Source organism: Streptomyces sp. NBC_00237 (assembly GCF_026342435.1).
Classification (GTDB): domain Bacteria; phylum Actinomycetota; class Actinomycetes; order Streptomycetales; family Streptomycetaceae; genus Streptomyces.
In genome coordinates this window covers 2863873-2889653 of sequence record NZ_JAPEMT010000002.1, presented here as the reverse complement: position 1 = coordinate 2889653, position 25781 = coordinate 2863873, and the positions used below count along the sequence as shown (strand labels likewise).

The following is a 25781-nucleotide window of genomic DNA, read 5'->3' as shown; positions in this document are numbered from 1 at the left end:
TCGCGGTGCGGCGGAGGGGTCAGAGCCGCTCGGGGGTCCGGATGCCCAGGAGGGCCAGGCCCTGCTGGAGGGTGCGGGCCGTCAGCTCGCACAGGAAGAGGCGGTTCTCGACCTGCGCCGGGGTGTCGGCCTTGAGGACCGGGCACTCCGCGTAGAACGAGGTGAAGAGGGAGGACAGCTGGTAGACGTACGCGGCCAGCTTGTGCGGCTCGTACGCGGCGGCCACCTCGGCCAGCGTCTCGCCGAACTGGTCCAGGTGCAGGCCGAGCGCCCGCTCCTGCGGGGCGAGTTCGAGCTCCGGGTGCGCGACCGGACTGGCCTCGCCGCGCAGCCGCAGGATCGACTGGATGCGGGCGTACGCGTACTGCGAGTACACCGACGTGTCGCCGTTCAGCGACACCATCTGGTCGAGGTCGAACTTGTAGTCGCGCGCGGCCGACGTCGACAGGTCGGCGTACTTCACCGCACCGATGCCGATCTGCGCGCCGTTCTCCACGATCTCGTCCTCGGTCAGGCCGACCTTCTCGTTGTTCTTCTCCCGCACGACCGCCGTCGCCCGCTCGATCGCCTCGTCGAGGAGGTCCACCAGCCGTACGGTCTCGCCCTCACGGGTCTTGAACGGCTTGCCGTCCTTGCCCAGGACCGTGCCGAAGCCCAGGAAGTGCGCGGTGACGTCGTCCGTCAGCCAGCCCGCCCGCCGTGCCGTCTCGAAGACCATCTTGAAGTGCAGGGACTGGCGTACGTCGACGACGTACAGAAGCGTGTTCGCCTTGAGGTCGCCGACCCGGTTGCGGATCGCGGAGAGGTCGGTGGCCGCGTAGCCGTAGCCGCCGTTGGACTTCTTGACGATCAGGGGGGTCGGGTTGCCGTCCGGGCCCTTCACGTCGTCGAAGAAGACGCACAGCGCGCCCTCGGAGCGGACCGCGACGCCCGAGTCCTCCAGGATCTGGCAGGTCTCTTCGAGCATGTCGTTGTAGCCGGACTCGCCGACGACGTCCGTGTCCTCGATGTCCATGTCGAGCTTGTTGAAGACCGAGTAGAAGTAGATCTTCGACTCGTCGACGAACCGCTGCCACAGGGCACGCGAATCCGGGTCGCCCGCCTGGAGCTGCACCACCCGGTCCCGGGCGCGCTGCTTGAACTCCTCGTCGGAGTCGAAGAGGACCCGCGACGCCTTGTAGATCCGGTTCAGGGCGGACATCGCCTCTTCGCCGTCGACCTTGTCGGCGCCGCCGTGGTCCAGCTGGCCCGGGTGCTCCACCAGGTACTGGATGAGCATGCCGAACTGGGTGCCCCAGTCGCCGATGTGGTGACGCCGTACGACCTTCTCGCCGGTGAATTCGAGGATCTCGACCATCGCGGCGCCGATCACGGCGGAGCGGAGGTGACCGACGTGCATCTCCTTGGCGACGTTCGGCTGGGCGTAGTCGACGACGGTCGTACCGGCGTTCTCGTTGAACGGCACACCGAGACGGGCGTCGGCGGCGCGGGCGGCGAGGGTCTCGATGATCGCCTTGTCGGAGACGGTGATGTTGAGGAAGCCGGGGCCCGACACCTCGATGTCCTTCAGCACGTCACCGGCGGGCAGCTTCTCGACGACCTGCGCCGCCAGCTCCCTAGGGTTCGCCTTCGCCTTCTTGGCGAGGGCCAGGATGCCGTTGGCCTGGAAGTCGGCCCGGTCGCTTCGGCGCAGCAGCGGGTCCGCGGGGGCGGCGTCCGGCAGGGCAGCCGAGAGCGCGTCCGCGAGGCGCTGGTTGACGGTCGAGGCGAGCGAAGGGACCGAGGCCATGGGGTGCCGTTCCTATAGAGGGGTGACGTGGAGTTGTGACACCGAGTATTTCACGCAGCTCCCGAGCGCCCCGCGCAACCCAATTCGTGAGGCCCCCGTCCCCCTGTCTGGGAGAATGGCGTACGCCAGCTTTCAACGAATCCGGAGAATCAAGGACGTGCCCGACGTGCCCGACGTGCCGACCGTGCCCCAGAGCAGCACCCCCGAGACCGACTGGGTCTCCCGTTTCGCGGACGAGGTCATCGCCGAGTCGGAGCGTCGTGCCCCTGGCAAACCCGTCGTCGTCGCGTCCGGCCTCTCCCCGTCGGGCCCGATCCACCTCGGCAACCTCCGCGAGGTCATGACCCCGCACCTGGTCGCCGACGAGGTCCGCCGCCGTGGGCACGAGGTCCGCCACCTCATCTCCTGGGACGACTACGACCGGTACCGCAAGGTTCCGAACGGCGTCCCCGGCATCGACGAGTCCTGGGCCGAGCACATCGGCAAGCCCCTGACCTCGGTGCCCGCCCCGGCCGGTTCCGCGTACCCGAACTGGGCCGAGCACTTCAAGGCCCCGATGGTGGCGGCTCTGGCGGAGCTCGGCGTGGAGTTCGACGGGATCAGCCAGACCGAGCAGTACACCGCCGGTACGTACCGCGAGCAGGTGCTCCACGCGATGAAGCACCGCGCGGACATCGACGCCGTACTGGACCGCTACCGGACGAAGAAGGACCCGGCGACGGCGGGCAAGAAGCCCAAGCAGCAGAAGCCGGTCGACGAGGCCGAGCTGGAGGCCGCGGAGGGCTCCGGCGCGGCGTCCGAGGACGACGGGACGAGCGGCGGCGCGTACTACCCGTACAAGCCGTACTGCGGCCAGTGCGAGCGCGACCTCACCACGGTCACCTCGTACGACGACGAGTCGACCGAGCTGGCGTACACCTGCGTGTGCGGCTTCGCGGAGACCGTCTTCCTGAAGGAGTTCAACCGAGGCAAGCTGGTCTGGAAGGTCGACTGGCCGATGCGCTGGGCGTACGAGGGCGTGATCTTCGAGCCCAGCGGCGTCGACCACTCCTCGCCCGGCTCCTCCTTCGTGGTCGGCGGGCAGATCGTGCGCGAGGTCTTCGACGGCGTGCAGCCGATCGGGCCGATGTACGCGTTCGTGGGCATCTCCGGGATGGCGAAGATGTCGTCCTCGAAGGGCGGCGTGCCGACGCCCGGCGACGCGCTGAAGATCATGGAGGCGCCGCTGCTGCGCTGGCTGTACGCGCGGCGTCGCCCGAACCAGTCGTTCAAGATCGCCTTCGACCAGGAGATCCAGCGGCTGTACGACGAGTGGGACAAGCTCTCGTCGAAGGTCGCGGACGGATCGGTGCTCCCGGCCGACGCGGCGGCGTACTCGCGGGCGGTGGGGACCGCCGCCGGTGAGCTGCCGAGGACGCCGCGCCCGCTGTCGTACCGGACGCTGGCGTCGGTCGCCGACATCACGGCCGGTGCCGAGGACCAGACGCTGCGCATCCTGAGCGAGCTGGACCCGACGGACCCGATCGCCTCGCTGGACGAGGTGCGGCCCCGGCTCGACCGGGCGGAGTCGTGGATCACGGCGTACGTCCCGGAGGAGTCGCGGACGCTCGTGCGGGAGGAGCCGGACGCGGCTGCTCTGGCGGAGCTCGGGGACGCCGACCGCGAGTCGCTCCGCCTCCTCGTCGAGGGGCTCGACTCGCACTGGTCGCTGGACGGGCTCACGACGCTCGTGTACGGCGTGCCGAAGATCCAGGCGGGGCTGGCGGCGGACGCGAAGCCGACGCCGGAGCTGAAGGTGGCCCAGCGGACCTTCTTCGCGCTGCTGTACCAGCTGCTGGTCGGCCGGGACACGGGCCCGAGGCTGCCGACGCTGCTGCTGGCGGTGGGGGCGGAGAGGGTACGGAAGCTTCTGGGCGCGTAGCGCTTCGGGGCTTCGGCCTGGCTGAGGGGCGGTCACCCCTGGGGGGTGGCCGCCCTTTGGCGTGAGCTTCCTCGGGGTGGGACGGGGGCGCTCCGGGGTGGGCCCGGAGCGAGGGGGGCCGCCCCCTTGCCCGCCCGTTCCGCCCCCGGGGGGCGGCCCCGCCGCCCAAGGCGGCTAGGCGGAAGCGGAGGGGGCCGGGGGCTGGGGGGCTGGGGGGCTGCGAAGCATGCCCCTTCAGGGGCGCGGGGAACTGCGCGCCCAGCCACGACGCACCCGCACGTATCCGAGACAGCCGCGCGGCAAGCGCTTTAGGTGAAGGGGCGGGACAGGGGCCTCATCCCGCCGAAGGCGGGCGGGGGCCCGGGGGCGGAGCCCCTGGGGCGAGGGCTCACGGGTGCTGAACCGACGGGCGCGGGCCTACGGATGCTGAACCGACGGGCGCAGGCTCACGGGCGTTGAACTGATGGGCGCGGGCCCACGGGCACTGAACCGACGGGCGACGTCGTGCACGAGGGCTGCATCCTTCGGCGGACCACAGCCGAGGCATCTCCGACCTCGGCACGACGCCCCAAGCGCCCACCCCGCGCGACCCTTGTGCCATGAAGAACGAACTCCTCGCCATCATCGGCTGGGTCGTCGGCATCCAAGGCGTACTCGGCTTCGCAGGCCGGACCTGGTCCGACGGGGACTGGGGCCTGCTCCACCTCTGGTTCACCCCGCCCACCGCCCTCTACATCGCCATGGCGATCCTCGGCCTCAGCCTCGGCATCGCCGGCGACCTCGCCCGCAAGAAGGCCAAGGCCAACCGGCGCTGAGCGCCTAAGGAGTGTGCTCGTCCAGCGCGAGCTGGAACTGCTCCTCGTACCGCTTCGCGTACATCTCCAGCTCGTCCAGCGGCAGTTCCTGTCCGTACAGGTCGACCAGGTACGAGCCGAACTGGAGCGGCGTCGGGAACGCCCCGTTCTCGATCGCGCACTTGCGGAAAGCCTCGTAGTACGCGTCGTCGTCCAGCACGAAATCCGCGTCCGCCGCAGCGCCGCTCGCCGCGAAGTCCGGGCCGAACTCGGCGTCGAAGTCCGGGTCGTAGCCCCCGAGCGGGCGGCTGCGGCCGGGTCCTGCGGGCACCATCACGGGCTCGCCGGAAGCGGCGTACTGCTCCGCCACGTATCCGCCCTGGCCCTGCTGGGCCGGGACCGGAGCGGCGAACCACGGGCTCGGGTGGTCCTGACCCGGCTGCGGCTGCGGCTGCGGCTGGGGCTGTTCGACGACCGGGGCCCCGGGGGCCTCAGGAGCCCCGACGGCCTCCGGAGCCTCCCGTACCGCATCGTCCTTCTTCAGGTTCACCACGGGGGCCGCCCCCTCGGCTATCGGCCCCTGGTCACCCTCCGCCGCACGAACCTCACGAGCCGCACGCGCCTCATGGGGCTCCCGCGCCGCAGGGAGCGCAGGGGCCGAGCTCGACGCCACCTCGGGCGCGGGCGGAAGCAGGACGGGCTCGATGCCCGCCGCCGCCAGCCCCGCCGGGCCGGTGTCCGCGAGCGGGATGCCGTACTTCGCGAGGCGCAGCGGCATCAGGGCCTCGACGGGGGCCTTCCGCTTCCAGGAGCGGCCGAAGCGGGCCTGGAGGCGGGCCTGGTAGATGAGGCGGTCCTGCTCCAGCTTGATGACCTGCTCGTAACTGCGCAGCTCCCACAGCTTCATCCGCCGCCACAGCTTGAACGTGGGCAAGGGGGAGAGCAGCCAGCGCGTCAGCCGTACGCCCTCCATGTGCTTGTCGGCTGTGATGTCCGCGATCCGCCCCACCGCGTGACGAGCCGCCTCGACCGACACCACGAACAGAATCGGAATCACGGCGTGCATGCCCACGCCCAGCGGGTCGGGCCAGGAAGCCGCACCGTTGAAGGCGATCGTCGCCGCAGTCAGCAGCCACGCGGTCTGCCGCAGGAGCGGAAACGGAATCCGCATCCAGGTCAGCAGCAGGTCCAGGGCGAGCAGCACGCAGATGCCCGCGTCGATGCCGATCGGGAAGACGAGCGAGAAGCTGCCGAACCCCTTCTCCTCGGCCAGCTCGCGCACCGCCGCGTAGGAGCCCGCGAAACCGATGCCCGCGATGATCACCGCACCGGCGACCACCACACCGATCAGTATGCGGTGCGTGCGAGTCAGCTGCATCGCGGCCACCTGCGAACCCCTCCCGTGCGTCCCAACGCGGTCGTACCCGGTCTGTACCTTCGGTACCTGGCGGCCACAGCCTGGCACACGGCAACGGGGGTCCGGCCCTCCGGGTGAGGACCGAACCCCCGCAAAATTCCCTAAAGCGGACCTACTTGTAGTCAAGTCGTTGACTACGGGCCGGACTCGGGGCCCGGACCACGGGCCCGTCCGCGCGAGGCCCGCCCGGGACCTGCTCGACCTACTTGTTCGCCGCGGCGATCGACTCCACGACCTCCGTCGTCGCCTTCTGCGCACCCTTCAGCAGGTCCGCCGGGTCCGGTGCCTTCGTGCCCGCGTAGCCCGCGCCGTTGTAGTCCAGGGTGACGACGACGTTGCCGGTACGGGCGACCACGACCGCGTGCTGGAAGTCCGTACCGGCCTCGCGCGCCCCGTACACGATCGTGGAAGCCTGGTCACCGATGCCGTCGGCCGGATTGGCGCGCACGTCCTTCACGCCCTCCTTGCCCTGCACCTTGTTGACCTGCTTGGTCACGTACTGGGTGGCGCGCGTCTCACCGCTGCCCAGCGCCTGGTTCGACTCGAAGAGCTGGAGCGAGTACGTCAGGTAGTGGTACTGCGAACCCTTGACGCCCTTGTCGTCCAGACCGCCCCACGAGCAGCCCCGACGCGTCTGCGGGTCCGACGACTCGTCCGCCACGCCCGCCGCCTTGTCGGCCTCCGGCACCAGGTCCTCGGTCGTCTCCTTCTTCAACGCCTTGCAGGCGTCGGGCAGCGCGGTGAACTTCGCCGGAGCCACGGTCGGCGGCGCCGACGGCTTCTTCTGCTGCTGCGCCGCGCCCGACTCCTTCTTCCCGCCGTCCGCACCGGAACCAGAACCGGAGTCCGACGAACAGCCGGCCACGACGAGCAGTGCCGGGGCGGCCACCGCGCAGGTCAGTATGCGGGCGATACGGGGGGCTTTTCGGTACATGGTTCGTTGAGTTCCTTACTGCGGGTCGCCTGGGGACACGTGATGAAGAGGGTGAACGTGGTGAACCGCTATTCGCTGTTGGAGAACTGCTCGGCGAGCTTACGGGCCAGTACCTGCGCCCGGTCCTGGAGCGCCCGGCCGTCCGGAAGCTGATCGGGTCGGCCCGGCTGCTCGCCGTACTTGACGCTGACGATCACGTTGGACGTACGGAAGACGACCGAGACCGTACGGTCCTTGGCCGCCGTCGACCCGCCCGGTGCGGTCACGTCGTCGAGGAACGCGGCGTCCCCGAGACCGCCGAGGGTACGCGGCTGGAGCCCGGTCGTGTCGGGAGCGCCGGTGGAACCAGAGGTCCCGGCGGTGCCCGCGGTGGTCGTTCCGGTGGGGGTCGGGGATGCGGGAGGGGCGGAAGAGGCGGGCGGCGCGTCGGCCGGCGGGTCGACCGGGGCGGGCAGGTCGGCGGCGACCAACTGCTCGGTGTAGACGGCCTGGGCGCGGTCGTCGTCGCTCACCGCGGAGTCGTACGAGACGACCCGCTCGAAGGCCACGGTCAGCAGGTGCGTGGCCTCCGGGGACTCCGCCTTCCAGTGGCAGCCGACCCGGCGGTCCGTGTCGTACGTCACCGCAGGCTCGCCCGCGAGGAGCTTCTGCTGCTGCTCCTCGGGGAGCGCCGCCGCACCCGGCAGCATGGCCTTCAGCGTGCCCCGGTCGATGATCCGGCAGGGCTCGGGGAGGGTGCGGTACTTGCCGGGGGGAGCGGCCGGAGCGGCGGACTCGCCGGGCTTGGCGTCGCTCGCGGCGTCCGTGCCGGGGACCGTGCCGGAGCAGCCGGTGACCCCTGCGGCGAGGGCCGCGAGGAGCGCGATGCCGGGCGCGGACGCCTTCGCGTAGGCCCTGACGCCGGTCTTGCCGCCAGCCCTGCCGACCGCCTTGCCGCCCGCCTGTCGTGGCACGGTCCAGGCCCCCTTAGGAGAGATCTCGGAGAGAAAAGTGTTTGCCGCCCGCAGGTGGCCGATGACCACAATGTGTATCGCACGCACTGGTGTGGATGCCGGTCCGCTGTCCCTTTCGCGGTCATTCCCACCCATTTTTGCGCTCTGTCACGTTCCTGTTCAATTCTGCCAATTCTGCTCAATCCGGGGGATCGAGAACTCATGTCGTACGTAGAGGTACCGGGGGCCAAGGTCCCCATCCGGATGTGGACCGACCCGGCGACGGTCGACGACGGCGCGATGCAGCAGCTCCGCAACGTCGCCACGCTCCCCTGGATCAAGGGCCTGGCCGTCATGCCGGACGTGCACTACGGCAAGGGCGCGACGGTCGGCTCGGTGATCGCGATGCAGGGGGCGGTGTGTCCGGCGGCGGTGGGCGTGGACATCGGCTGCGGCATGTCGGCGGTCAGGACGTCGCTGACCGCGAACGACCTCCCCGGCGACCTGTCCCGCCTGCGCTCGAAGATCGAGCAGGCGATTCCGGTCGGGCGGGGGATGCACGACGACCCGGTCGACCCGGGGCGGCTGCACGGGTTTCCGACGGCGGGTTGGGACGACTTCTGGGGGAGGTTCGAGGGGGTCGCGGACGCGGTGAAGTTCCGGCGGGAGCGGGCGCTGAAGCAAATGGGAACACTTGGATCCGGCAACCACTTTGTCGAGCTGTGTGTTGATATGTCCGATTCGGTCTGGCTCATGCTGCACTCCGGCTCCCGGAACATCGGCAAGGAGCTGGCCGACCACCACATCGGGCAGGCCCAGAAGCTCCCGCACAACCAGGGCCTGGTCGACCGTGACCTGGCGGTCTTCATTGCGGACACCCCCCAGATGGCGGCGTACCGCAATGACCTCTTCTGGGCGCAGGAGTACGCGAAGCACAACCGGGCCATCATGATGGGCCTCTTCATGGATGTGGTTCGTCGCGAATTCAAGAAAGCAAAGGTGACCTTCGAGCCGGTCATTTCCGCTCACCACAACTACGTCGCGGAGGAGCGCTACGACGGGATGGACCTCTTGGTCACCCGGAAGGGCGCGATCCGGGCCGGGTCCGGGGAGTTCGGGATCATCCCGGGCTCGATGGGGACGGGCTCGTACATCGTGAAGGGCCTCGGCAACGTGGCGTCCTTCAACTCCGCCTCGCACGGTGCGGGCCGCCGGATGAGCCGGACTGCGGCCAAGCGGCGCTTCTCCACCAAGGACTTGGCGGAGCAGACGCAGGGCGTGGAGTGCCGCAAGGACTCGGGTGTGGTGGACGAGATCCCGGGTGCTTACAAGCCGATCGAGAAGGTCATCGACCAGCAGCGGGACCTGGTGGAGGTCGTCGCGAAGCTGAAGCAGGTCATCTGCGTGAAGGGCTGAGAGAGCGGCGAGGAGGGGCCCCCGGCTAAGGTGCCGGGGGCTCTTTCGCGTCCCGACCGCCGTGTCCGTACCGCCGTAAACCGCACCAGTGGAGTTCGACCCATGCCCGAGGCCGAGGCCGTGACGACGTCCGATCTGCGTTCCGATTGCGGGAGTTGCTTCGGGTTGTGCTGTGTGGCGTTGACGTTGACGAAGTCGTCGGACTTCGCCATCGACAAGCCTGCCGGGAAGCCGTGCCCGAATTTGGGGGAGGACTTCGGGTGTGGGATCCACTCGAAGTTGCGGGGGGAGGGGTTTTCCGGGTGCACGGTCTACGACTGTTTCGGGGCGGGGCAGAAGTTGTCGCAGGTCACCTTTGGCGGGGTGGGGTGGCGGGAGGAGCCCGGGAGTGCGGAGTTGATGTTTCCGCTGTTGCCGGTGATGAAGCAGTTGCACGAGTTGCTTTGGTACGTGGGGGATGGGCTGCGGCGGGGGGCCGCACGGCCCGTGTGGGGGGAGCTGGGGGTGTTGCGGGACGAGACGGAGGCGCTCACGCGGGGGAGTGCGGAGGAGCTCGTCGCGTTGGATGCGGAAGGGCATCGGCTGAGGGTGAACGGGGTGTTGGTGAGGGTGGGGGAGTTGGTGCGGGGGGAGTGGGCGGCGCAGGTGCCGCCCGCGAAGAAGAAGGGGAAGAAGCGGCGGGTCGACTTCCGGGGGGCGGACCTGATGGGCGCCCGCCGCGCGGGGGCGGACCTGCGGGGGATGAACTTCCGGGGGGCCTATTTGATCGCCGCCGATTTGAGCGGGGCTGACCTGCGGGGGGCCGAGGTGATCGGGGCGGACTTCCGGGATGCGGATGTGCGGGGGGCCGATCTGAGTGAGGCGTTGTTCTTGACGCAGACGCAGGTGAACGCGGGGCGGGGGGACCTGGCCACGCGGATTCCCGACGGGCTGGTGCGGCCGGGGCATTGGGTGGGGTGAGAGCCGGGTTCTGCATCCGGTGGCCCCCGGCCTCGTGCGCGCGGTCTTGGCCGCCGGGGCCGTCTCGGTGGTTCCGGTCTCGTGCGTGCGGCCCTGGCCGCCGGGGCCGACTCGGTGACCCCGGCGGTCGAGTGCCCTGCCCCCCGTGGAGCCTCAGAGGTCGCGGTGGACCTTCGTGTTGGACGCCTGGGCGCGGGGGCGGACGACCAGGAGGTCGATGTTGACGTGGCTGGGGCGGGTGACGGCCCAGGTGATGGTTTCGGCGACGTCGTCGGCGGTGAGGGGGTTGGCCACGCCCGCGTAGACCTTGGCGGCTTTCTCGGTGTCGCCGTTGAAGCGGGTCAGGGCGAATTCGTCGGTCTTGACCATGCCGGGGGCGATCTCGACGACCCGGACCGGGGTGCCGACGATTTCCAGGCGGAGGGTTTCCGCGAGGACGTGCGCGCCGTGCTTGGCGGCCACGTACCCGCCGCCGTTCTCGTACGTGGCGTGGCCCGCGGTGGAGGAGAGGATGACGACGGTGCCGTCGCCGGACGCGGTGAGGGCGGGGAGGAGTGCCTGGGTGAGGTTGAGGGTGCCCAGGACGTTGGTCTCGTACATCTGGCGCCAGTCGGCGGGGTCCGCCGTGGCGATGGGGTCGGCGCCGAGTGCGCCGCCCGCGTTGTTGACGAGGACGGCGATGGTGCGGAAGGCCGTGGCGAACTCGTCGACGGCGGCGCGGTCGGTGACGTCCAGGGCGTACGGCATCGCCTGGTGTCCGGCGGCCGTCAGTTCCTCGGCGAGGACCTCGATGCGGTCCTTGCGGCGGGCCGTGAGGACCACCCGGTAGCCCGAGGCGGCCAGTCGGCGGGCCGTGGCAGCGCCGATTCCGCTGCTCGCTCCGGTGATGACGGCGATGGGGGCGCTGGGCATGCGGGGTGCTCCTCGGGAGTACGGGTGGGTGTGCGTACGACGAGGATAGGCAGGGTCAGCGGTCTCTTGGGGCGTACATGATCAAGGCCATGCCCAGGAGGCAGACCAGGGCGCCGATGACGTCCCAGCGGTCGGGGCGGTAGCCGTCGGCGACCATTCCCCAGGCGATGGAGCCCGCGACGAAGACGCCGCCGTACGCGGCGAGGATGCGGCCGAAGTCGCCGTCGGCCTGGAGGGTCGCGACGAAGCCGTACAGGCCGAGGGCGACGACGCCCGCGCCGATCCAGATCCAGCCCTTGTGCTCGCGGACGCCCTGCCAGACCAGCCAGGCGCCGCCGATCTCGAAGAGTGCGGCGACGGCGAAGAGTGCTGCTGAGCGGGCGACGAGCATGGTCATAAGGGTGGCATGGGGGCGGGGCAGGCACAGTCCGTGGGCCGAGGGGGTACGTAGGGGGCCATGACGACTGTGTTGCGCATGGGGTTTCTGGTGTTCGGGATCGCCTCCGGTCTGCTGTCCGGGGGTGTCGCCGCCGCGGACGGCCGGGAGGCCGACGGCCGGGAGGCCGATCTCGGGCACCACGGTCAGGCCGTGTACGAAGGCGGACGGCTCGACGTGCGGCTGCGGACCTGGAACCACGGGCCCGTGAGCCTGGACTCGGCGGCGGTGCGCGTGTCGTTCTCCGTGCCCGTCACCGGGACGCTGCCGCCCGCGTGCATCCGGCAGGCGCCCTCGGCGCTGGTGTGCGAGACGGGGGCGCTGCCGGCCGGAAGCGTGGGCGCCCGGCCCCTCGCGCTCGCCCTGCGGGTGGGCGGCGCGCCCGACGAGGTGGTGGTCGAGGTGCGGACGGTGCGGATGGGGGCGGCGGACGTGAGTTCCGGGACCCGTGACCTGAACCCGGACAACGACCGCCGCCGCGTCCTGGCGCTCGACACCGGCGACCCCTACTACTTCTGACGCCTACCTCTGGTGCCTACCCCTCGCGCTGCCGCTGCTTTCGCCGGCGGCGGCTCGGTTCGTACGCCGCCCACGCCGCGTAGCCGTCCGGGCGGACCAGCAGGGAGGAGCCCCTCGACCAGTGGGCCCGGACCGTGTGGGGCGGGAGTTCTCGGGGGACCGGGCCGTCCGCCGAGGCGACCAGGACGTACTCGCCCTTGCGGAGGAGTTCGTAGAGGCGGCCCTCGGCCAGGGCCAGGTCGGGGACGCGGCGGCCGACCAGGGGGTGTTCCCCTCGGCCCGATCCGTACGAGATGCCGATTCCCGAGATCATCCGCATCGCCCGTCCGGAGAGGGGGCGCAGGGTTCCCGCCAGGCGGGTGGCGAGGGTGCGGCCGGTGCGCTGGAGGGGGGTGTGGGCCATCGCGACGCGGACCATGGTTCCGCTGACCCGCAGGACCATCGCGCCGACCGGGTGGCGTTCCGCGTGGTAGGTGTCGAGGAGTTCGTCCTCCGCCCGGCCGCGCAGTACCGCGGCCAGCTTCCAGGAGAGGTTCGCGGCGTCCTGGATGCCCGTGTTCATGCCCATGCCCCCGGCCGGGGAGTGCACGTGTGCGGCGTCGCCGGTGAGGAAGACCCGGCCGACGCGGTACGAGGGGACCTGGCGTTCGTCGCTGTGGAAGCGGGAGAGGAAGCGGGGGTCGTGCAGGCCGTGGTCCGTGCCGAGTGCCGTGCGGGCGATCTCCTGGATCTCGGAGAGTTCGACGGGGTCGGACTCGTCGGCCTCGTGGTGTCGGGACCAGCCCATGACGCGGTAGTAGCCGTCGCCGAACGGGACCATGAAGGCGAAGGAGTCGCCGCGTCCGCCGACCGTGAGGACCGCATCGGGTTCGTCGGTGAGGCGTACGTCGGAGAGGATCATGGAGGTGATCACGGCCTCGCCGGGGAACGGCAGCCCGAGCGACTCCCGCACGCGGCTGCGTACGCCGTCCGCGCCGACCAGGTAGGGGGCGGTGAGGTCGAAGTCGCCGCCGTCGGAGGACCGCAACCGGGCCGTGACGCCCGTCGTGTGCGGGGTGATGTCGAGCAGTTCCGTGGCGTAACGGAAGTCGACTCCGGCGGCCCGTGCCCGGCGTTCCAGGAGTCGTTCCACCTCGTACTGCGGGGTGATGAGGACCAGGGGGAAGCGGGAGCGGAGGCGGGAGAGGTCCAGGGCGAGCGAGCCGAAGAGGTTGAGTTCGGTGAGCCTGCGGCCGGTCTTGAGGAGGTCGTCGGCGAGGCCGCGCGCGTCGAGGACCTCCAGGGTGCGGGCGTGCACGGCGAAGGCGCGGGTGAGGTTGCCCGCGGTGTGGGCGCGGCGTTCGACCAGGGTGACGCGCAGGCCCGCGGCGGCCAGGTCGCCCGCGAGGAGGAGCCCTGCGGGGCCCGCGCCGACGACGATCGCGTCGGGGGCGGGCGCGGGGGCCGGGCTGCCCTGGGAGGGGCCTTGGGAGGGGCCTTGGAAGGGTTCCTGGGAGGGTGAGGTCGGCATGTCGGCACCCTCCCCGCCGGGCGGGGGCCGTACACCGGATGGGTGTGAGCGACATGCGGCCACCCGTTCGACTATTCGGACATTTGTGTTTAAAGGGTGCGGCGGAGGGGAGGAGGGGATGAGCCCCCCGCCCCCGAGTCCGTCAAGGTTCCCTCTCCATGCCGAGCATTTCTCTTCCCTGGCTGCACCACACGCTCCCGCACGTACGCGGGCTCGATTCGAGCCGGTACGGATCGCGGAAACTGCGCGCGGAACGCCAGGCGGACAACGCCAGGCAGCGGGCGGCCGACGCCCTCGACCTCGCCCTGTACATCGGCGAGCTGATCGCGGGCAACGGGGCCTCCGCCGAGGAGACCGTCGCCGCGGTCCTCGTCATCGCCGACGCGTTCGGACTGGAGGACTGCGACTCCGACGTCACCCTCAACGCCGTCGAGCTGACCGGGCACGCGGCCGGGGACGCCGTACCGCTCATGGGCAAGCGCATCATCCAGCACCGCAAGACCGACTTCGCGAACCTGGAGAACACCCAGCTCCTCGTCCAGGACATCCACGACGGCAAGCTGACCCTCGCCCAGGCGCGCACGGCCGCCGCCGCCCTGCTTCCCGAACCGGAGCTGCCCGGCGCACTGCGGCCCTGGAAGCGGCGTTACGCCGGACACGCCCTGGTCGGCTTCATCGCCGCCGCCGCGAGCGTCCTGACCGGCGCCACGCTGGGCGTCGCCCTCTGCTCGCTGCTGGCGGCGGTGACCGGCAACTGGATCAGCAGCTCCATGGCCCGCTACGGCGTGCCCGCCTTCTACCGCTTCGCGCTCGCCGCGATACCGGCCGCTGCGGTCGCCCTCGTCGTCCACGCGGTCTGGCCCGGCGCCGCCAGCCAGTCGATCGTCATCGCCGGGGTGCTGGTCCTGCTCCCGACGATGGCGGCCACCAGCGCCGTGCAGGACTCCCTCGCGGGGCACTACCTGACCGCCGTCGCCCGGCTGCTGGAAACCCTCACGATCTTCGCCTCGGTCGTCCTGGGCACGGGCCTGGTCCTCGGGCTCGCGACCCGGCTCGGGCTGAGTGTGCCCACGCTGCCCTCCGTACGGGTCGCCGCCAGCACGTACCTGGACTGGCGGCTCGCGGCGGCGGCCTTCTTCGCCGTCGGCATCGCCGCCCGCTACAAGGTCGCCCCGCGCAAGTGGCCCGCCGTGGGGCTGCTGGGCCTGGCGGGCGTCGTCGTCTACGCGGAGCTGCGCGAGCTGAACTTCTCGCCGATCGCCGCCACCGGCATCGCCGCCGTCGCCGTCGCGATCGGCGGCCACGTCCTGGCCCGGCGCGCCCGCACCTCCGCCCTCCCCTGGGTCATCCCGGCAGCCGCCCCGCTCCTCCCCGGAACGCTCGTCTACAAGGCGCTGTACGCGGTCACGAAGTCGGACGTACTGGAGGGCATGACGGGGATGCTGCGGGCGCTCGGCGTGATCCTGGCGCTGGCGGGCGGCATCTCGGCGGTGGGTGAGACGGTGCAGTTCCTGCGCAGATGGCGGGCGGTACGGGGTGCCGCGCGGGCGGAGGCTCCGGCGGCGGCGACGACGGTGGTCGTGGCGTCGGAGACCGCAGGGATACGGGGATAGGGCGGCAGGGATACGGGGATAGGGCGGACGGGCTTTCGCGAGCGCGCGCCGCCCCTGTCTTCTCCCCCCGATCTGGACCCCCGATCTGGACCCCGATCTGGACCGGTCAGCCGAACTCGGCGACGGCCGCGTCGACGACCTCCGCGAGCCGCGCGTGGTGCGCCCCGCGCCAGTACGGCCGCTCACAGGCCGTGCACTGGGCGAAGACGTCGTACGAGCGCTCCGTGCCGCCCTCAAGGAGGCCCGCCACCGACTCCTTGGTGGCCTCCTTCAGCTCGCCGTTGCAGGCGGTGCAGCGGCTCCACGGGGCGAGGACGGGGGCGAAGCGGGACAGGACGTCGCGGAGTTGTTCGTCGGGCTGGTCGCTGTAGACGTACGCGCCCGCCCACAGCTCGCGGCGGCGCAGCAGACCCCGGTCCCGGGACAGCAGTACCCGTCGGTCGCGGGCGGAGTACGCGGCGAGGGCCGGGTCGCCGACGTCCTCGCTGAAGTACGCGGCGTCCACGCCGAGGAGGCGCAGGCGGCGGGCGAGGGTGCCCAGGTGGACGTCGAGGAGGAAGCGCAGGGGTGCGCCGGGGACCTGCTGGGGGCGGGCCACGGCTCCCACCTCGATCCGCTCGCCCTCCTGGGGCACGTGCCCGGCGTGGACGGCGCGGCCGTCCACGGAGAGCACCCCCGCCTCGGTGAGCGGGACGCCGAGGGACTCGACGACGTGCCCGAGGGTGGACACGCCGTCCGTGTCGGCGTCCGTACGGCCCGCGCGGCGGTCGGCCGCGACGAAGAGGTGCAGTTCGGGGGCGAAGGTTATCTGAATCCGGGGTCCGTTCACGGGCCCCACCCTGCCATTGGGGCGGGGCGGGGGTGACGGAATTTCGCTCAGCGCACGGGGTCGCTCAGCGCACCGGATCGTTCATCGGACCGGATCGTTCTTCGCACGGGGTGTTCAGCGCACCGGATCGTTCAGGAACGGGAAGTCCCACATGTGGGCCTTCGCGTACGCCCAGCCGATCGGCTCCGGCGACACGTTGGCCTGCTCGGCGACCGGCCGCCTGGCCTTCAGCTCCCGCAGGAACTGCTGCCCCGTGCCCGGCTTCACGAACACGTTCAGCCAGTACGACCCGGAGAAGGGCAGCCCCGCCGAGTACGTCCACTTCGCCTTCTTCACGTGGTCGACCATCGTGTACGAGGAGGCCATCCCGAACCAGTTCCTGCCGTAGTCCGGCTCCCCGGCCAGCACCACGACCGCCGCCCCGTGCTTCGCGAACACCTCGCGCGGGATGCCCTTGGGATCCGCCATGTACGGGTCCGCGAGTCCGCCGAGGTCGATGGCCTGCTGGTCCTTGTTGAGCGCGTACGGGAAGACTCCCGCGTCGCCCATCCCCACGAACCCCTTGATGGTCTTGTCCCGCGCCATGATGCGGCCCAGCTCCTCGTGCGCCTCGCGCAGGTGGAAGCGGTACGTCATGCCGCCGACCATGGTCTCCAGGGGCGTGGCCGACACCGCGAGCATGACGCCCGCCGCACCCACCACCAGCAACGGTGTCACCGTCCGCCCCCACAGCACCAGGGCCACCGCCGCTGCCGCGACCCCGCCCGCGAGGACCGCCTTCGGGTCGATGCCCGGGAGCTCCTTGAAGTACAGGATGCCGATTCCGGTCAGCGCGAGTGCCAGCGCGGCCCACTTGGGGGCGGCCCCGTCGGTGGCCTTCGCCCCGCCCGGCAGCCTGCGGCCCTTGAGCGGGCGGCACAGCAGGACGAGGGCGATCGGTGCGGTCAGCTGCCAGAAGAAGCGGTTGTTGACGTCCATGTGGAGGACGGAGAGGGGATAGAAGACGAGCGTGACGGCGCAGGTGAGCGCGGCGAGCACGGTCGGGGTGAGGTCCTGGAGGGGGAGGGGCGTGCGGGTGGTGGGACGCACGCCCTGGCCGGGCAGGCGTACGGCGGTGTCCGCCGTGCCCTTCTTCCGGTCCCTCCTGGCGTCGGCCCGCCGCCAGAAGATCTCGCACAGCACGGCGGCCCCGGCCAGGATCGTCAGCACCGGCACGACCGGGTGGGTGAGCCGCTGCATGATGCCGAACGCGTCCACGTTCCCGGACTTCACCATGTACGTGTTGGGCATCAGGTGCCCGAACCACCAGGCGCGCAGCGCCCAGTAGCCGACCAGACCGCCCGCGACGGCGAGCGCGCCGCGCACCTCGCGGCGGTCCTTGCGGTTGACCAGCGCCGCCCAGGCCACGGCCACGAACGCGTAGCCCATGCCTTCGGGGCGGGACAGGGCGACCAGGGCGGCGGCGGCCCAGCCGAGCGCGCCGAGCCTGCCTCGGCGGTAGAGGACGCCGAACAGCAGGGCGATGAGGAGGGCGAAGCTGCCGCTCTCCAGGCCGTGGAAGAAGTGGGAGACGAAGAGGGGGTTGGCGGCCATGAGGGCGACGAGGGCGACGCGCTGGTAGCGCGGTACGTCGCGCAGGAGGGCGGCGGTGGCGATGCCGCCGCAGAGGAGGAGCAGTCCGAGCGCCTTGAAGAACGCCTCCACCGGCCAGCCCGCCACGGCGGGGACGATCGACACGAAGGCGTAGAGGGGATTGGTGTACGCCTCGACGCGGGGGAGGCCGGAGCCCTCGACGAACGGGTTCCAGTCCCACACCCCGCTCTCGGCGAAGGACTTGCCGTACCGCCAGGTGATGAAGGCGTCGTCGACGGTGAAGCGGCAGAGCCAGAACGCGTACCAGCAGGCCAGTCCGGCGAGGGCGAGGGTGGTGGCGACGAAGGCGGTGCGGGCCAGCCAGACGGGGATCCGGGGGAGTCGCGCGCTGAGGGCGGTGGAGCCGGAGGACTGGTCTCCTGGGCTGTGTTGGGGGGCGGACGGCAGATCAAGGACGGTCACGGGGCCGCCTTCCGGGTGAGGCATGGGGGACGGGGTGTGCCCGGGGTGGCCGGTGGGGCTGGCCTGGGTTGGGCAGACAACCCTTGATCCAATCGGCCACGCGTTGATTTGCCCGGTATTGGGTGGGTTGGGTGGTGGGGAATCACCCGCTCGGCAGCGGTGCGCCCTGTGCCGTGTCACTGCGCGGCCCCGCCGTCCAAGGGGGCCGGGCGGAGTGGGCGAGGGGGAGTCAGAGCCAGCCGTTGCGGCGGAAGCTTCGGTGGACCAGGAAGCAGGCCGTCACCATCACCCCCACCACCAGCGGATACCCAAAGGTCCACCGCAGCTCCGGCATGTGGTCGAAGTTCATCCCGTACACCCCGCACACCATCGTCGGCACCGCGACGATGGCCGCCCACGCCGTGATTTTCCGCATGTCCTCGTTCTGCGCGACCGTCACCTGCGCCAGGTGCGCCTGGAGTATCGAGTCGAGCAGCGCGTCGTACGAGGAGAGCTGCTCGACGGTGCGGGCGAGGTGGTCGGCCACGTCCCGGAAGTACGGCTGGAGGCCGGGGCCGACGGGCGGCAGCGGCTTCAGGGGGTCGGCGAGGGCGAGGAGGGGGCGGGCGAGCGGGGCCACCGCCCTCTTCAGCTCCAGGAGTTCGCGCTTGAGCTGGTAGATGTGGCCGGGGTCGACACGCCCCGAGTCCGGGCTGAATACCGTGGACTCGACGAGGTCGATGTCGTCCTGGACGGATTCGGTGACGCTTTCGTACTCGTCCACGACGAAGTCGGCGAGGGCGTGCAGGACGGCGGCCGGGCCCATCTTCAGCTGCTCCGGCACGTCCTCCAGGGCCTCGCGGATCGGGCCGAGCGAGCCGGTGCCGCCGTGCCGGACGGTGATGACGAAGTCGACGCCCGCGAACGCGATCAGTTCGCCGGTGTCGACGACCTCGCTGGTGGCGGTGAGCTCCTCGTGCTCGACGTAGCGGACGGTCTTGAAGACGGCGCACAGGGTGTCGTCGTAGCGCATCAGGCGGGGGCGGCGGTGCGGGCCCGCCGCGTCCTCCAGGGCGAGCGGGTGGAGCCCGAACAGGCTGCCCAGCTCGTCGAGTTCGGCCTGCTCCGGCTCGTGCAGGCCGAGCCAGACGAAGGCCCTGCCGTCGCCCTTGCGGACCCGCTCCAGCGCCTCGGCGGCCGAACAGTCGCGGGGCGTGCGCACGCCCTCCTCGAAGACGACGCAGTTCTCCACGGCGCTGCCGAGAGGGGAGCGGGAGGGATGGCTGAGATCCACCGTTGTGCGGACGGCCTTGAGGCGTCGGCGGGCGGCACGGCGGAGGCGGTGCATGAGCGGCATGCCGGGGAGTCTGCCCCGAGTGCCGCAGTCCAGGCCAGGCCCTTACTCAGCCTTGACCAGCGCCTGACACGGCGCATCGGCTGTCGGAACCGCTGCCGGAACTGCTGCCGGGCTGCCGGTCAGGCAGCTTTGACCAACGCGTCACGGACCGCTGCGGCCCACTCCACGAGCAGGTCCTGGTAGCGCGCCTCGTCCGCCGGTGACAGTGCGCCGTCCGTACGCGACCAGAGCGCGCGGATCTCGGCGTTGACGACAGCGGCGGAGCGAACGGAACCAGGGCTCGAAGAAGTGGAGGACATGTGGACAAGCGTAGGTGCTACCACTGACAGTCGTCGTTCCGGGCAGCTGAGAATGGCCTGAAAACTCGGCGAGAGTGAGCCGGAGTGCGCTCCGGAGCGAAGGCGGGGAGTGGCGGATCACCCGGAAGGCCAGCCGAGAACCAGCCGAGAACCAGCGGAGGACCGGCCGAGGACCAGTGGAGAGCCAGCGGCGCTACGGCCAGACCAGGCAGTACGCCTGATGCCCCGCCTCGTGCAGCCGGTGGCTGAAGTCCTGCCATTCGTGCAGGAGTTGGTACACGTTGAACGCGTCGCTCGGGCCGCCCCTGTCCGGGACCGTCGACCAGATGAAGGCCGCCGCGCCGACCGATTCCTCGCCGATGCCGCGCAGCGGGTCGACGACCGTCATGGGGAGCTTCACCACGGCGTAGTCGGGGTGCAGGACGACCAGCTCCAGCGGGGGGACCTTGTGCAGGGGTATGCCCTGGATGCCGGTGAGGACCATCGCGGCCATCGTCTCCGGCTTGATCTTGGTGAACATGCCGCCCATGCCCAGCTCGTCGCCGCCCAGTTCCTCCGGGCGCATCGAGATGGGAACGCGGGCCGCCGTCGCGCCGTTCGGAGCGCCGAAGTACTTGTAGGTCACCCCCACCCGGCCAACCCTGCTTCCCGTGCCCGACGCGTTCGATCCCGATCCCGTACCCAATCCTGCCAGGGAATCGTGACCCGCCGGGAAGCCGTGCGCCAGGGCGTCGGCGTTCCGGGCATTCCCGCCCAGACCGTCCGCACTCCGGGCGTTGCCGCCCACGGCGTCGGCGATCGGCGCGGCGTCCGGGGCCTCGCTCGCCTCCGCGCGTGCCGCTCGTTCTCGTCGCCGGTGCCGTCCGCGCCGGGCCCGCTCGGGACCCAGGTCGTCGGTCCCCTCGCCCAGTCCGCCACCGCGATGCATATCTCTCACCCGACTGTGCTGTGTCAGCGCTCGTTGCCGTGCTTCGACCCCGGGCCCTGCCCCGGCCGCGCGGCTCGATCATCTTCTCGGTTTGGTGACCAGTGACCTCCCCAGCGCCCGGGCGGTGAAACACCTGTCCGCAAGACCGGGCGGGCCTCTGACACCATTGCTGTGTGAGCCTCCCCTATGACGCCCCAGTTTCGCAGACGCTTTTCGACCGCGCGTCCCTCGTGACGCCCGGCGGCGTGAACTCCCCGGTCCGTGCCTTCAAGGCCGTGGGCGGTACGCCCCGGTTCATGGTGTCCGGTACGGGTCCGTACCTCACCGACGCCGACGGCCGTGAGTACGTCGACCTCGTGTGCTCGTGGGGTCCGATGATCCTCGGTCACGCGCACCCGGAAGTCATCGCCGCCGTCCAGGAAGCCGTCGCACGCGGTACGTCCTTCGGTACGCCCGGCGAGGGCGAGGTCGCGCTCGCCGAGGAGATCGTCGACCGCATCGCACCCGTCGAGCAGGTGCGACTGGTGTCCTCCGGCACCGAAGCGACCATGTCGGCCATCCGGCTCGCCCGTGGCTTCACCGGGCGCGCGAAGGTCATCAAGTTCGCGGGCTGCTACCACGGGCACGTCGACGCGCTGCTCGCCGCCGCCGGTTCGGGCCTCGCCACCTTCGCGCTGCCGGACACCCCGGGTGTCACCGGCGCGCAGGCGGGCGACACGATCGTGCTCCCGTACAACGATCTGGACGCGGTGCACGCGGCCTTCCACGCGCACCCCGGCGAGATCGCCTGTGTGATCACCGAGGCGTCGCCCGGCAACATGGGCGTCGTGCCGCCAGGCGAGGGCTTCAACGCGGGCCTCAAGGCGGCCTGCGCGAAGAACGGCGCGCTGTACATCTCCGACGAGGTGATGACCGGCTTCCGCACCAGCAAGGCCGGTTGGTACGGCGTCGACGGCGTCGCGCCCGACCTGCTGACCTTCGGCAAGGTCATGGGCGGGGGCTTCCCGGCCGCGGCCTTCGGCGGCCGCAAGGACGTCATGGAGCACCTCGCCCCGGTCGGCCCGGTCTACCAGGCGGGCACCCTGTCCGGTAATCCGGTCGCCACCGCGGCGGGCCTCGCCCAGCTGCGACTGCTCGACGACGCCGCGTACGAGAAGGTCAACGCGGTGTCGGCCGAGATCCAGGGCCTCTTCACCGAGGCGCTGACCAAGGAGGGCGTGGCGCACCGCCTCCAGACGGCCTCCAACATGTTCTCCGTCTTCTTCACCTCCGACGAGGTGCGCAACTACGAGGACGCGCGCAAGCAGGAGTCCTTCCGCTTCACCGCGTTCTTCCACTCGATGCTGTCGCAGGGCGTCTACCTGCCGCCCTCCGCCTTCGAGTCGTACTTCGTCTCCACCGCCCACGACGCGCAGGCCGTCGAGCGCATCGCCGCCGCCCTGCCCGCCGCCGCCCGAGCCGCAGCCGAGGCCACCGCATGAGCAGCACGTCCAGCAGGGACAACAGGGACAACAGGGACCTCACCGTCGTCCACCTGATGCGGCACGGCGAGGTCCACAACCCGGAAGGCGTCCTCTACGGCCGCCGCGCGGGCTACCACCTCTCCGACCTCGGCCGGAAGATGGCCGACCGGGTCGCCGAGCACCTGGCGGACCGCGACATCACGCACGTCGTCGCCTCCCCGCTGGAGCGCGCCCAGGAGACCGCCGCCCCGATCGCCAAGGCGCACGGCCTGGACATCGCGACGGACGCCTCCCTCATCGAGGCGGGCAACGTCTTCGAGGGCAAGACCTTCGGCGTCGGCGACGGCGCGCTGCGCCGCCCGGATAACTGGAAGCACCTCACCAACCCGTTCCGCCCGTCCTGGGGCGAGCCGTACATCGATCAGGTCGTCCGGATGATGGGCGCGCTGAACGCGGCGCGTGACGCGGCGCGCGGGCACGAGGCGGTGTGCGTCAGCCACCAGCTGCCGATCTGGATCGTGCGCAGCTTCGTCGAGCGCCGCCGCCTGTGGCACGACCCGCGCAAGCGGCAGTGCACGCTGGCCTCGCTGACGACGTTCACGTACCAGGGCGACAAGATCGTGTCGGTCGGGTACACCGAGCCCGCCCGCGATCTGGTCCCCGCGCACCTGCTGGCAGGTGCGAAGCCCGTCAAGGGCAAGGACAAGGCGTTCGGTGCCTGACCTGGCCGGGTAGCAGCCGTGCGTACACGCGAACTGCGCATGATCGCCGCGTGTTTTCACGAACACTCAGCGAGATATGTGCAATTTGCCGGAACCTGAGCGTTCGTCGCGCCCTCTCACCTGATGTCCATCTCATGGGCCGAAGGCGCGACGAATGCGGATGGGGAGTTATGCGCGACATCACCCGAAGGGGACTGCTGGGAGCCGGGGCCGGAGCCGCGGCGGCGATAGGTCTCGCCGCCTGCAAGGGCGGCGAGGGCACCGGCCCCGCAGGCAACGCGGACAAGGGCCGGGGCACCGAGCAGCCCGGCAAGGGCGGCACGCCCTCGCCGACCGATGACGCCAAGCCGATCGGCGACGGTTCGACCGCCGACACCGGCAAGCAGCCGAACCAGCCGGACAAGCCCGTCCCGCTCCAGCCGGGCGAGACCCCGCCGCAGTTCGTGATCTTCTCCTGGGACGGTGCGGGCGAGGTCGGCAACGGCCTCTTCCCGCGCTTCCTGAAGCTCGCGAAGGAACACGACGCGGCGATGACCTTCTTCCTCTCCGGGCTCTACCTCCTCCCGGAGTCGAAGGCGAAGCTCTACAAGCCGCCGAACAACCGCGTCGGCGCCTCCGACATCGGCTACCTCACCGACGAGCACGTCAAGATGACGCTGAAGTACGTGCGTCAGGCGTGGCTCGAAGGCCACGAGATCGGCACCCACTTCAACGGGCACTTCTGCGCGGGCTCCGGCTCGGTCGCCAAGTGGACCCCCGCGCAGTGGGAGAGCGAGATCGACCAGGCCGTGAAGTTCGTCACCGAGTGGAAGACGAACACCGGCTGGACCGATCTCGACCCGCTGCCCTTCGACTACAAGAAGGAACTGATCGGCGCCCGCACCCCGTGCCTGCTCGGCCAGGACAACCTGCTGCCGATCGCCAAGAAGCTGGGCTGGCGCTACGACGCCTCCTCGCCGGGCGGCCGTCAGATGTGGCCCGTCAAGCGCAAGGGAATCTGGGACCTGCCCCTCCAGCAGATCCCCTTCCCCGGCCGGGGCTTCGAGGTCCTCTCGATGGACTACAACATGCTGGCCAACCAGTCCAAGAACTCCACCAAGGGCATGACCTCGCGCTACCCCGAGTGGAAGAAGCAGGCCACCGGCGCGTACATCAAGGGCTTCCAGCGCGCGCACTCCACCAACCGCGCCCCCTTCTACGTCGGCAACCACTTCGAGACGTGGAACGGCGGCATCTACATGGACGCCGTCGAGGAGGCGATCAAGCACATCGCGGGCACGAAGGAGACGCGTCTCGTCTCCTTCAAGCAGTACGTCGACTGGCTCGACGTGCAGGACCCCTCGGTCCTCGCGAAGCTGCGCTCCCTGGAGGTCGGGCAGAAGCCCGCGGGTGGCTGGAACGCCTTCCTGAAGGCCGGGTCGAAGACGGGCGCTCCCGCGAACTGACCGGCCCGAAGACTGCCGCATAGCCCCTTATGTGCCCTTGACAAGGGGCTTTGCAGGCACGTAGGGGGGCGCGCAAGATCGTGGGAACTGCCATGCGAAACTTTTCACATGAGTCCCGCCCGCGCCCCCCGCCGCCGCTCGACCCGGACCTCCCGCACCGCGCTCGCGGTCTCCGCGGTGGTCGCCGGGGCCCTCGCCCTGTCGGCCTGCTCCGGCGAAGGCAACGCGCCGTCGGGCGGGGGCGGCACCAACTTCGTGGCCGGAAAGGGCGGCATCGACACGGTGCCGGTCGCCGACCGCACCCCCGCCCCCACGATCGACGGCAAGACCCTCCAGGGCGAGGACCTCGACCTCGCCTCGTACAAGGGCAAGGTCGTCGTCATGAACATCTGGGGCTCCTGGTGCCCGCCCTGCCGGGCCGAGGCGCCGACCTTCGCGAAGGTCGCCAAGGAGCTCAAGGGCAAGGGCGTCGAGTTCGTCGGCATCGACGCGCGCGACCCGCAGAAGGACCAGGCCATCGCGTTCGAGAAGGACGCGGGCATCGAGTACCCGAGCCTGTACGACCCGGACGGCAAGCTGATGCTGCGCTTCCCCAAGGGCAGCCTCAACCCGCAGGGCATCCCCAACACCCTCGTCATCGACAAGGAGGGCCGGGTCGCCGGTCGCTCGCTGGCCGCGCTGAGCGAGAAGAAGCTCCGCCAGATGATCGACCCCGTACTGGCCGAGAAGTGACCGAGGTGACCGCAGCGATCCCCGCCGGACTGACCTCCGCGGGACTGGACCCCGCACCTCTCGTCGCCCTGGCGGAGGCCACCGACACCGTCGAGTCCGGTGCGCTCCTGCTGGCCATGCCGATCGCGCTCCTCGCGGGCCTGGTCTCCTTCTTCTCGCCCTGCGTGCTTCCGCTGGTCCCCGGCTACCTCTCGTACGTCACCGGCACCAGCGGCACCGACCTCGCCGAGCAGCGCCGGGGCCGGATGGCGGCCGGGGCGGCGCTCTTCGTGCTCGGCTTCAGCGCGGTGTTCGTCTCGGGCGGCGCGCTCTTCGGGTACTTCGGCCAGTACCTGCTGGAGTACCAGAAGACGACGAACATCGTCCTGGGCGTCCTGATGGTGCTGATGGGCCTCTTCTTCATGGGCGCCTTCCCCTTCCTGACCCAGCGGGAGTTCCGCTTCCACAAGAAGCCGGTCTCCGGTCTGGTCGGGGCGCCGGTCCTCGGCGTGCTCTTCGGCATCGGCTGGACCCCGTGCCTGGGCCCGACGCTCGGCGTCATCTCGGCGCTCTCGATCGGCCAGGCCGCACCGGGGCGCGGGACGCTCCTGATGGTCGTGTACTGCCTCGGCCTCGGCATCCCGTTCATCCTGGCGGCGGTGGCGTTCCGCAAGGCGCTCGGTGCGTTCGGCTGGATCAAGAAGCACTACGTCTGGGTCATGCGGATCGGCGGGATCATGATGATCGCGACCGGTCTCCTGCTCCTCACGGGCCTCTGGGACATCGTCGTCCGCGACATGCAAGGCTGGACCGACAGCTTCCAGGTGGGGATCTAGTTTC

23 protein-coding genes are annotated in these 25781 nt (G+C 70.6%); 11 read left to right on the top strand and 12 right to left on the bottom strand.

Annotated elements, in window-relative coordinates:
• Positions 1-19: 19 nt before the first annotated feature.
• Positions 20-1789: an arginine--tRNA ligase gene (gene argS / locus OG897_RS26705; RefSeq protein ID WP_266660102.1), complete on the bottom strand. Its 1770-nt coding sequence runs from the start codon at positions 1787-1789 to the stop codon at positions 20-22.
• A gap of 175 nt (positions 1790-1964) precedes the next feature.
• On the opposite strand from argS, the gene lysS reads away from it, so the two are divergent.
• Together lysS and OG897_RS26695 are read left to right on the top strand one after the other, a co-directional pair.
• Positions 1965-3710, top strand: a complete 1746-nt coding sequence (gene lysS / locus OG897_RS26700) for a lysine--tRNA ligase (protein WP_266660536.1) — start codon at positions 1965-1967, stop codon at positions 3708-3710.
• A 599-nt stretch (positions 3711-4309) separates the two neighbouring features.
• A complete protein-coding gene (locus tag OG897_RS26695) occupies positions 4310-4525 on the top strand; it encodes a hypothetical protein (protein ID WP_266660100.1) in 216 nt (71 codons plus the stop codon).
• Positions 4526-4529: 4 nt separating this feature from the next.
• On the opposite strand, the gene OG897_RS26690 is transcribed toward OG897_RS26695, so the two are convergent.
• The 3 genes from OG897_RS26690 to OG897_RS26680 form a co-directional block, all read right to left on the bottom strand.
• Positions 4530-5891 (bottom strand): DUF2637 domain-containing protein, encoded by a 1362-nt coding sequence (locus OG897_RS26690; RefSeq protein ID WP_266660098.1) that lies wholly within the window; start codon positions 5889-5891, stop codon positions 4530-4532.
• A gap of 232 nt (positions 5892-6123) precedes the next feature.
• The gene (locus OG897_RS26685) at positions 6124-6855 is read right to left on the bottom strand and encodes a DUF3558 domain-containing protein (RefSeq protein WP_266660096.1); all 732 of its coding nucleotides are present in this window, start codon (positions 6853-6855) and stop codon (positions 6124-6126) included.
• A gap of 68 nt (positions 6856-6923) precedes the next feature.
• Positions 6924-7808: a DUF3558 domain-containing protein gene (locus tag OG897_RS26680; protein ID WP_323188102.1), complete on the bottom strand. Its 885-nt coding sequence runs from the start codon at positions 7806-7808 to the stop codon at positions 6924-6926.
• A gap of 201 nt (positions 7809-8009) precedes the next feature.
• Here OG897_RS26680 and OG897_RS26675 point away from each other — a divergent pair, with 201 nt between their 5' ends.
• Positions 8010-9203 (top strand): RtcB family protein, encoded by a 1194-nt coding sequence (locus tag OG897_RS26675; protein ID WP_266660094.1) that lies wholly within the window; start codon positions 8010-8012, stop codon positions 9201-9203.
• A 102-nt stretch (positions 9204-9305) separates the two neighbouring features.
• Positions 9306-10163, top strand: a complete 858-nt coding sequence (locus OG897_RS26670; RefSeq protein ID WP_266660092.1) for a pentapeptide repeat-containing protein — start codon at positions 9306-9308, stop codon at positions 10161-10163.
• Positions 10164-10316: 153 nt separating this feature from the next.
• Here OG897_RS26670 and OG897_RS26665 read toward each other — a convergent pair whose 3' ends face one another.
• Together OG897_RS26665 and OG897_RS26660 are read right to left on the bottom strand one after the other, a co-directional pair.
• A complete protein-coding gene (locus OG897_RS26665; RefSeq protein ID WP_266660090.1) occupies positions 10317-11075 on the bottom strand; it encodes an SDR family NAD(P)-dependent oxidoreductase in 759 nt (252 codons plus the stop codon).
• 55 nt (positions 11076-11130) lie between these two features.
• Positions 11131-11466: a YnfA family protein gene (locus OG897_RS26660; RefSeq protein WP_266660088.1), complete on the bottom strand. Its 336-nt coding sequence runs from the start codon at positions 11464-11466 to the stop codon at positions 11131-11133.
• Between the two features lie 66 nt (positions 11467-11532).
• On the opposite strand from OG897_RS26660, the gene OG897_RS26655 reads away from it, so the two are divergent.
• Positions 11533-12030 (top strand): hypothetical protein, encoded by a 498-nt coding sequence (locus tag OG897_RS26655; protein ID WP_266660086.1) that lies wholly within the window; start codon positions 11533-11535, stop codon positions 12028-12030.
• Between the two features lie 16 nt (positions 12031-12046).
• Here OG897_RS26655 and OG897_RS26650 read toward each other — a convergent pair whose 3' ends face one another.
• Complete coding sequence (locus OG897_RS26650) at positions 12047-13540, bottom strand: FAD-dependent oxidoreductase (RefSeq protein ID WP_266660084.1); 1494 nt, start codon at positions 13538-13540, stop codon at positions 12047-12049.
• A gap of 158 nt (positions 13541-13698) precedes the next feature.
• Here OG897_RS26650 and OG897_RS26645 point away from each other — a divergent pair, with 158 nt between their 5' ends.
• Positions 13699-15153, top strand: coding sequence for a threonine/serine exporter ThrE family protein (locus tag OG897_RS26645; protein ID WP_266660082.1), 1455 nt, complete (start codon positions 13699-13701; stop codon positions 15151-15153).
• A 106-nt stretch (positions 15154-15259) separates the two neighbouring features.
• Here the strand turns inward: OG897_RS26645 and OG897_RS26640 are convergent, their stop codons facing one another.
• From OG897_RS26640 to OG897_RS26620, 5 genes are all read right to left on the bottom strand, one after another.
• Entirely contained in the window at positions 15260-15982 is a 723-nt protein-coding gene (locus OG897_RS26640; RefSeq protein ID WP_266660080.1) for a Mut7-C RNAse domain-containing protein, read from the bottom strand.
• A gap of 114 nt (positions 15983-16096) precedes the next feature.
• Positions 16097-18037: a hypothetical protein gene (locus tag OG897_RS26635; protein WP_266660078.1), complete on the bottom strand. Its 1941-nt coding sequence runs from the start codon at positions 18035-18037 to the stop codon at positions 16097-16099.
• A gap of 229 nt (positions 18038-18266) precedes the next feature.
• Positions 18267-19373: a magnesium and cobalt transport protein CorA gene (locus tag OG897_RS26630; protein ID WP_266660076.1), complete on the bottom strand. Its 1107-nt coding sequence runs from the start codon at positions 19371-19373 to the stop codon at positions 18267-18269.
• Between the two features lie 119 nt (positions 19374-19492).
• Positions 19493-19672, bottom strand: coding sequence for a hypothetical protein (locus OG897_RS26625; RefSeq protein WP_266660074.1), 180 nt, complete (start codon positions 19670-19672; stop codon positions 19493-19495).
• 193 nt (positions 19673-19865) lie between these two features.
• Positions 19866-20600 (bottom strand): hypothetical protein, encoded by a 735-nt coding sequence (locus tag OG897_RS26620; protein WP_323188101.1) that lies wholly within the window; start codon positions 20598-20600, stop codon positions 19866-19868.
• Positions 20601-20773: 173 nt separating this feature from the next.
• Between OG897_RS26620 and hemL the strand changes: the two genes are divergently transcribed.
• From hemL to OG897_RS26595, 5 genes are all read left to right on the top strand, one after another.
• Positions 20774-22081, top strand: a complete 1308-nt coding sequence (gene hemL, locus OG897_RS26615) for a glutamate-1-semialdehyde 2,1-aminomutase (protein ID WP_266660072.1) — start codon at positions 20774-20776, stop codon at positions 22079-22081.
• On the top strand, positions 22078-22785 hold the full coding sequence (locus OG897_RS26610; protein WP_266660070.1) for a histidine phosphatase family protein: 708 nt from the start codon (positions 22078-22080) through the stop codon (positions 22783-22785). Before hemL ends, OG897_RS26610 begins: the two co-directional genes overlap by 4 nt.
• 170 nt (positions 22786-22955) lie before the next feature.
• A complete protein-coding gene (locus tag OG897_RS26605) occupies positions 22956-24230 on the top strand; it encodes a hypothetical protein (protein ID WP_266660068.1) in 1275 nt (424 codons plus the stop codon).
• 108 nt (positions 24231-24338) lie between these two features.
• The gene (locus OG897_RS26600; RefSeq protein WP_266660066.1) at positions 24339-24962 is read left to right on the top strand and encodes a TlpA disulfide reductase family protein; all 624 of its coding nucleotides are present in this window, start codon (positions 24339-24341) and stop codon (positions 24960-24962) included.
• Positions 24963-25078: 116 nt separating this feature from the next.
• On the top strand, positions 25079-25777 hold the full coding sequence (locus OG897_RS26595; protein WP_266660530.1) for a cytochrome c biogenesis CcdA family protein: 699 nt from the start codon (positions 25079-25081) through the stop codon (positions 25775-25777).
• Positions 25778-25781 lie beyond the last annotated feature (4 nt).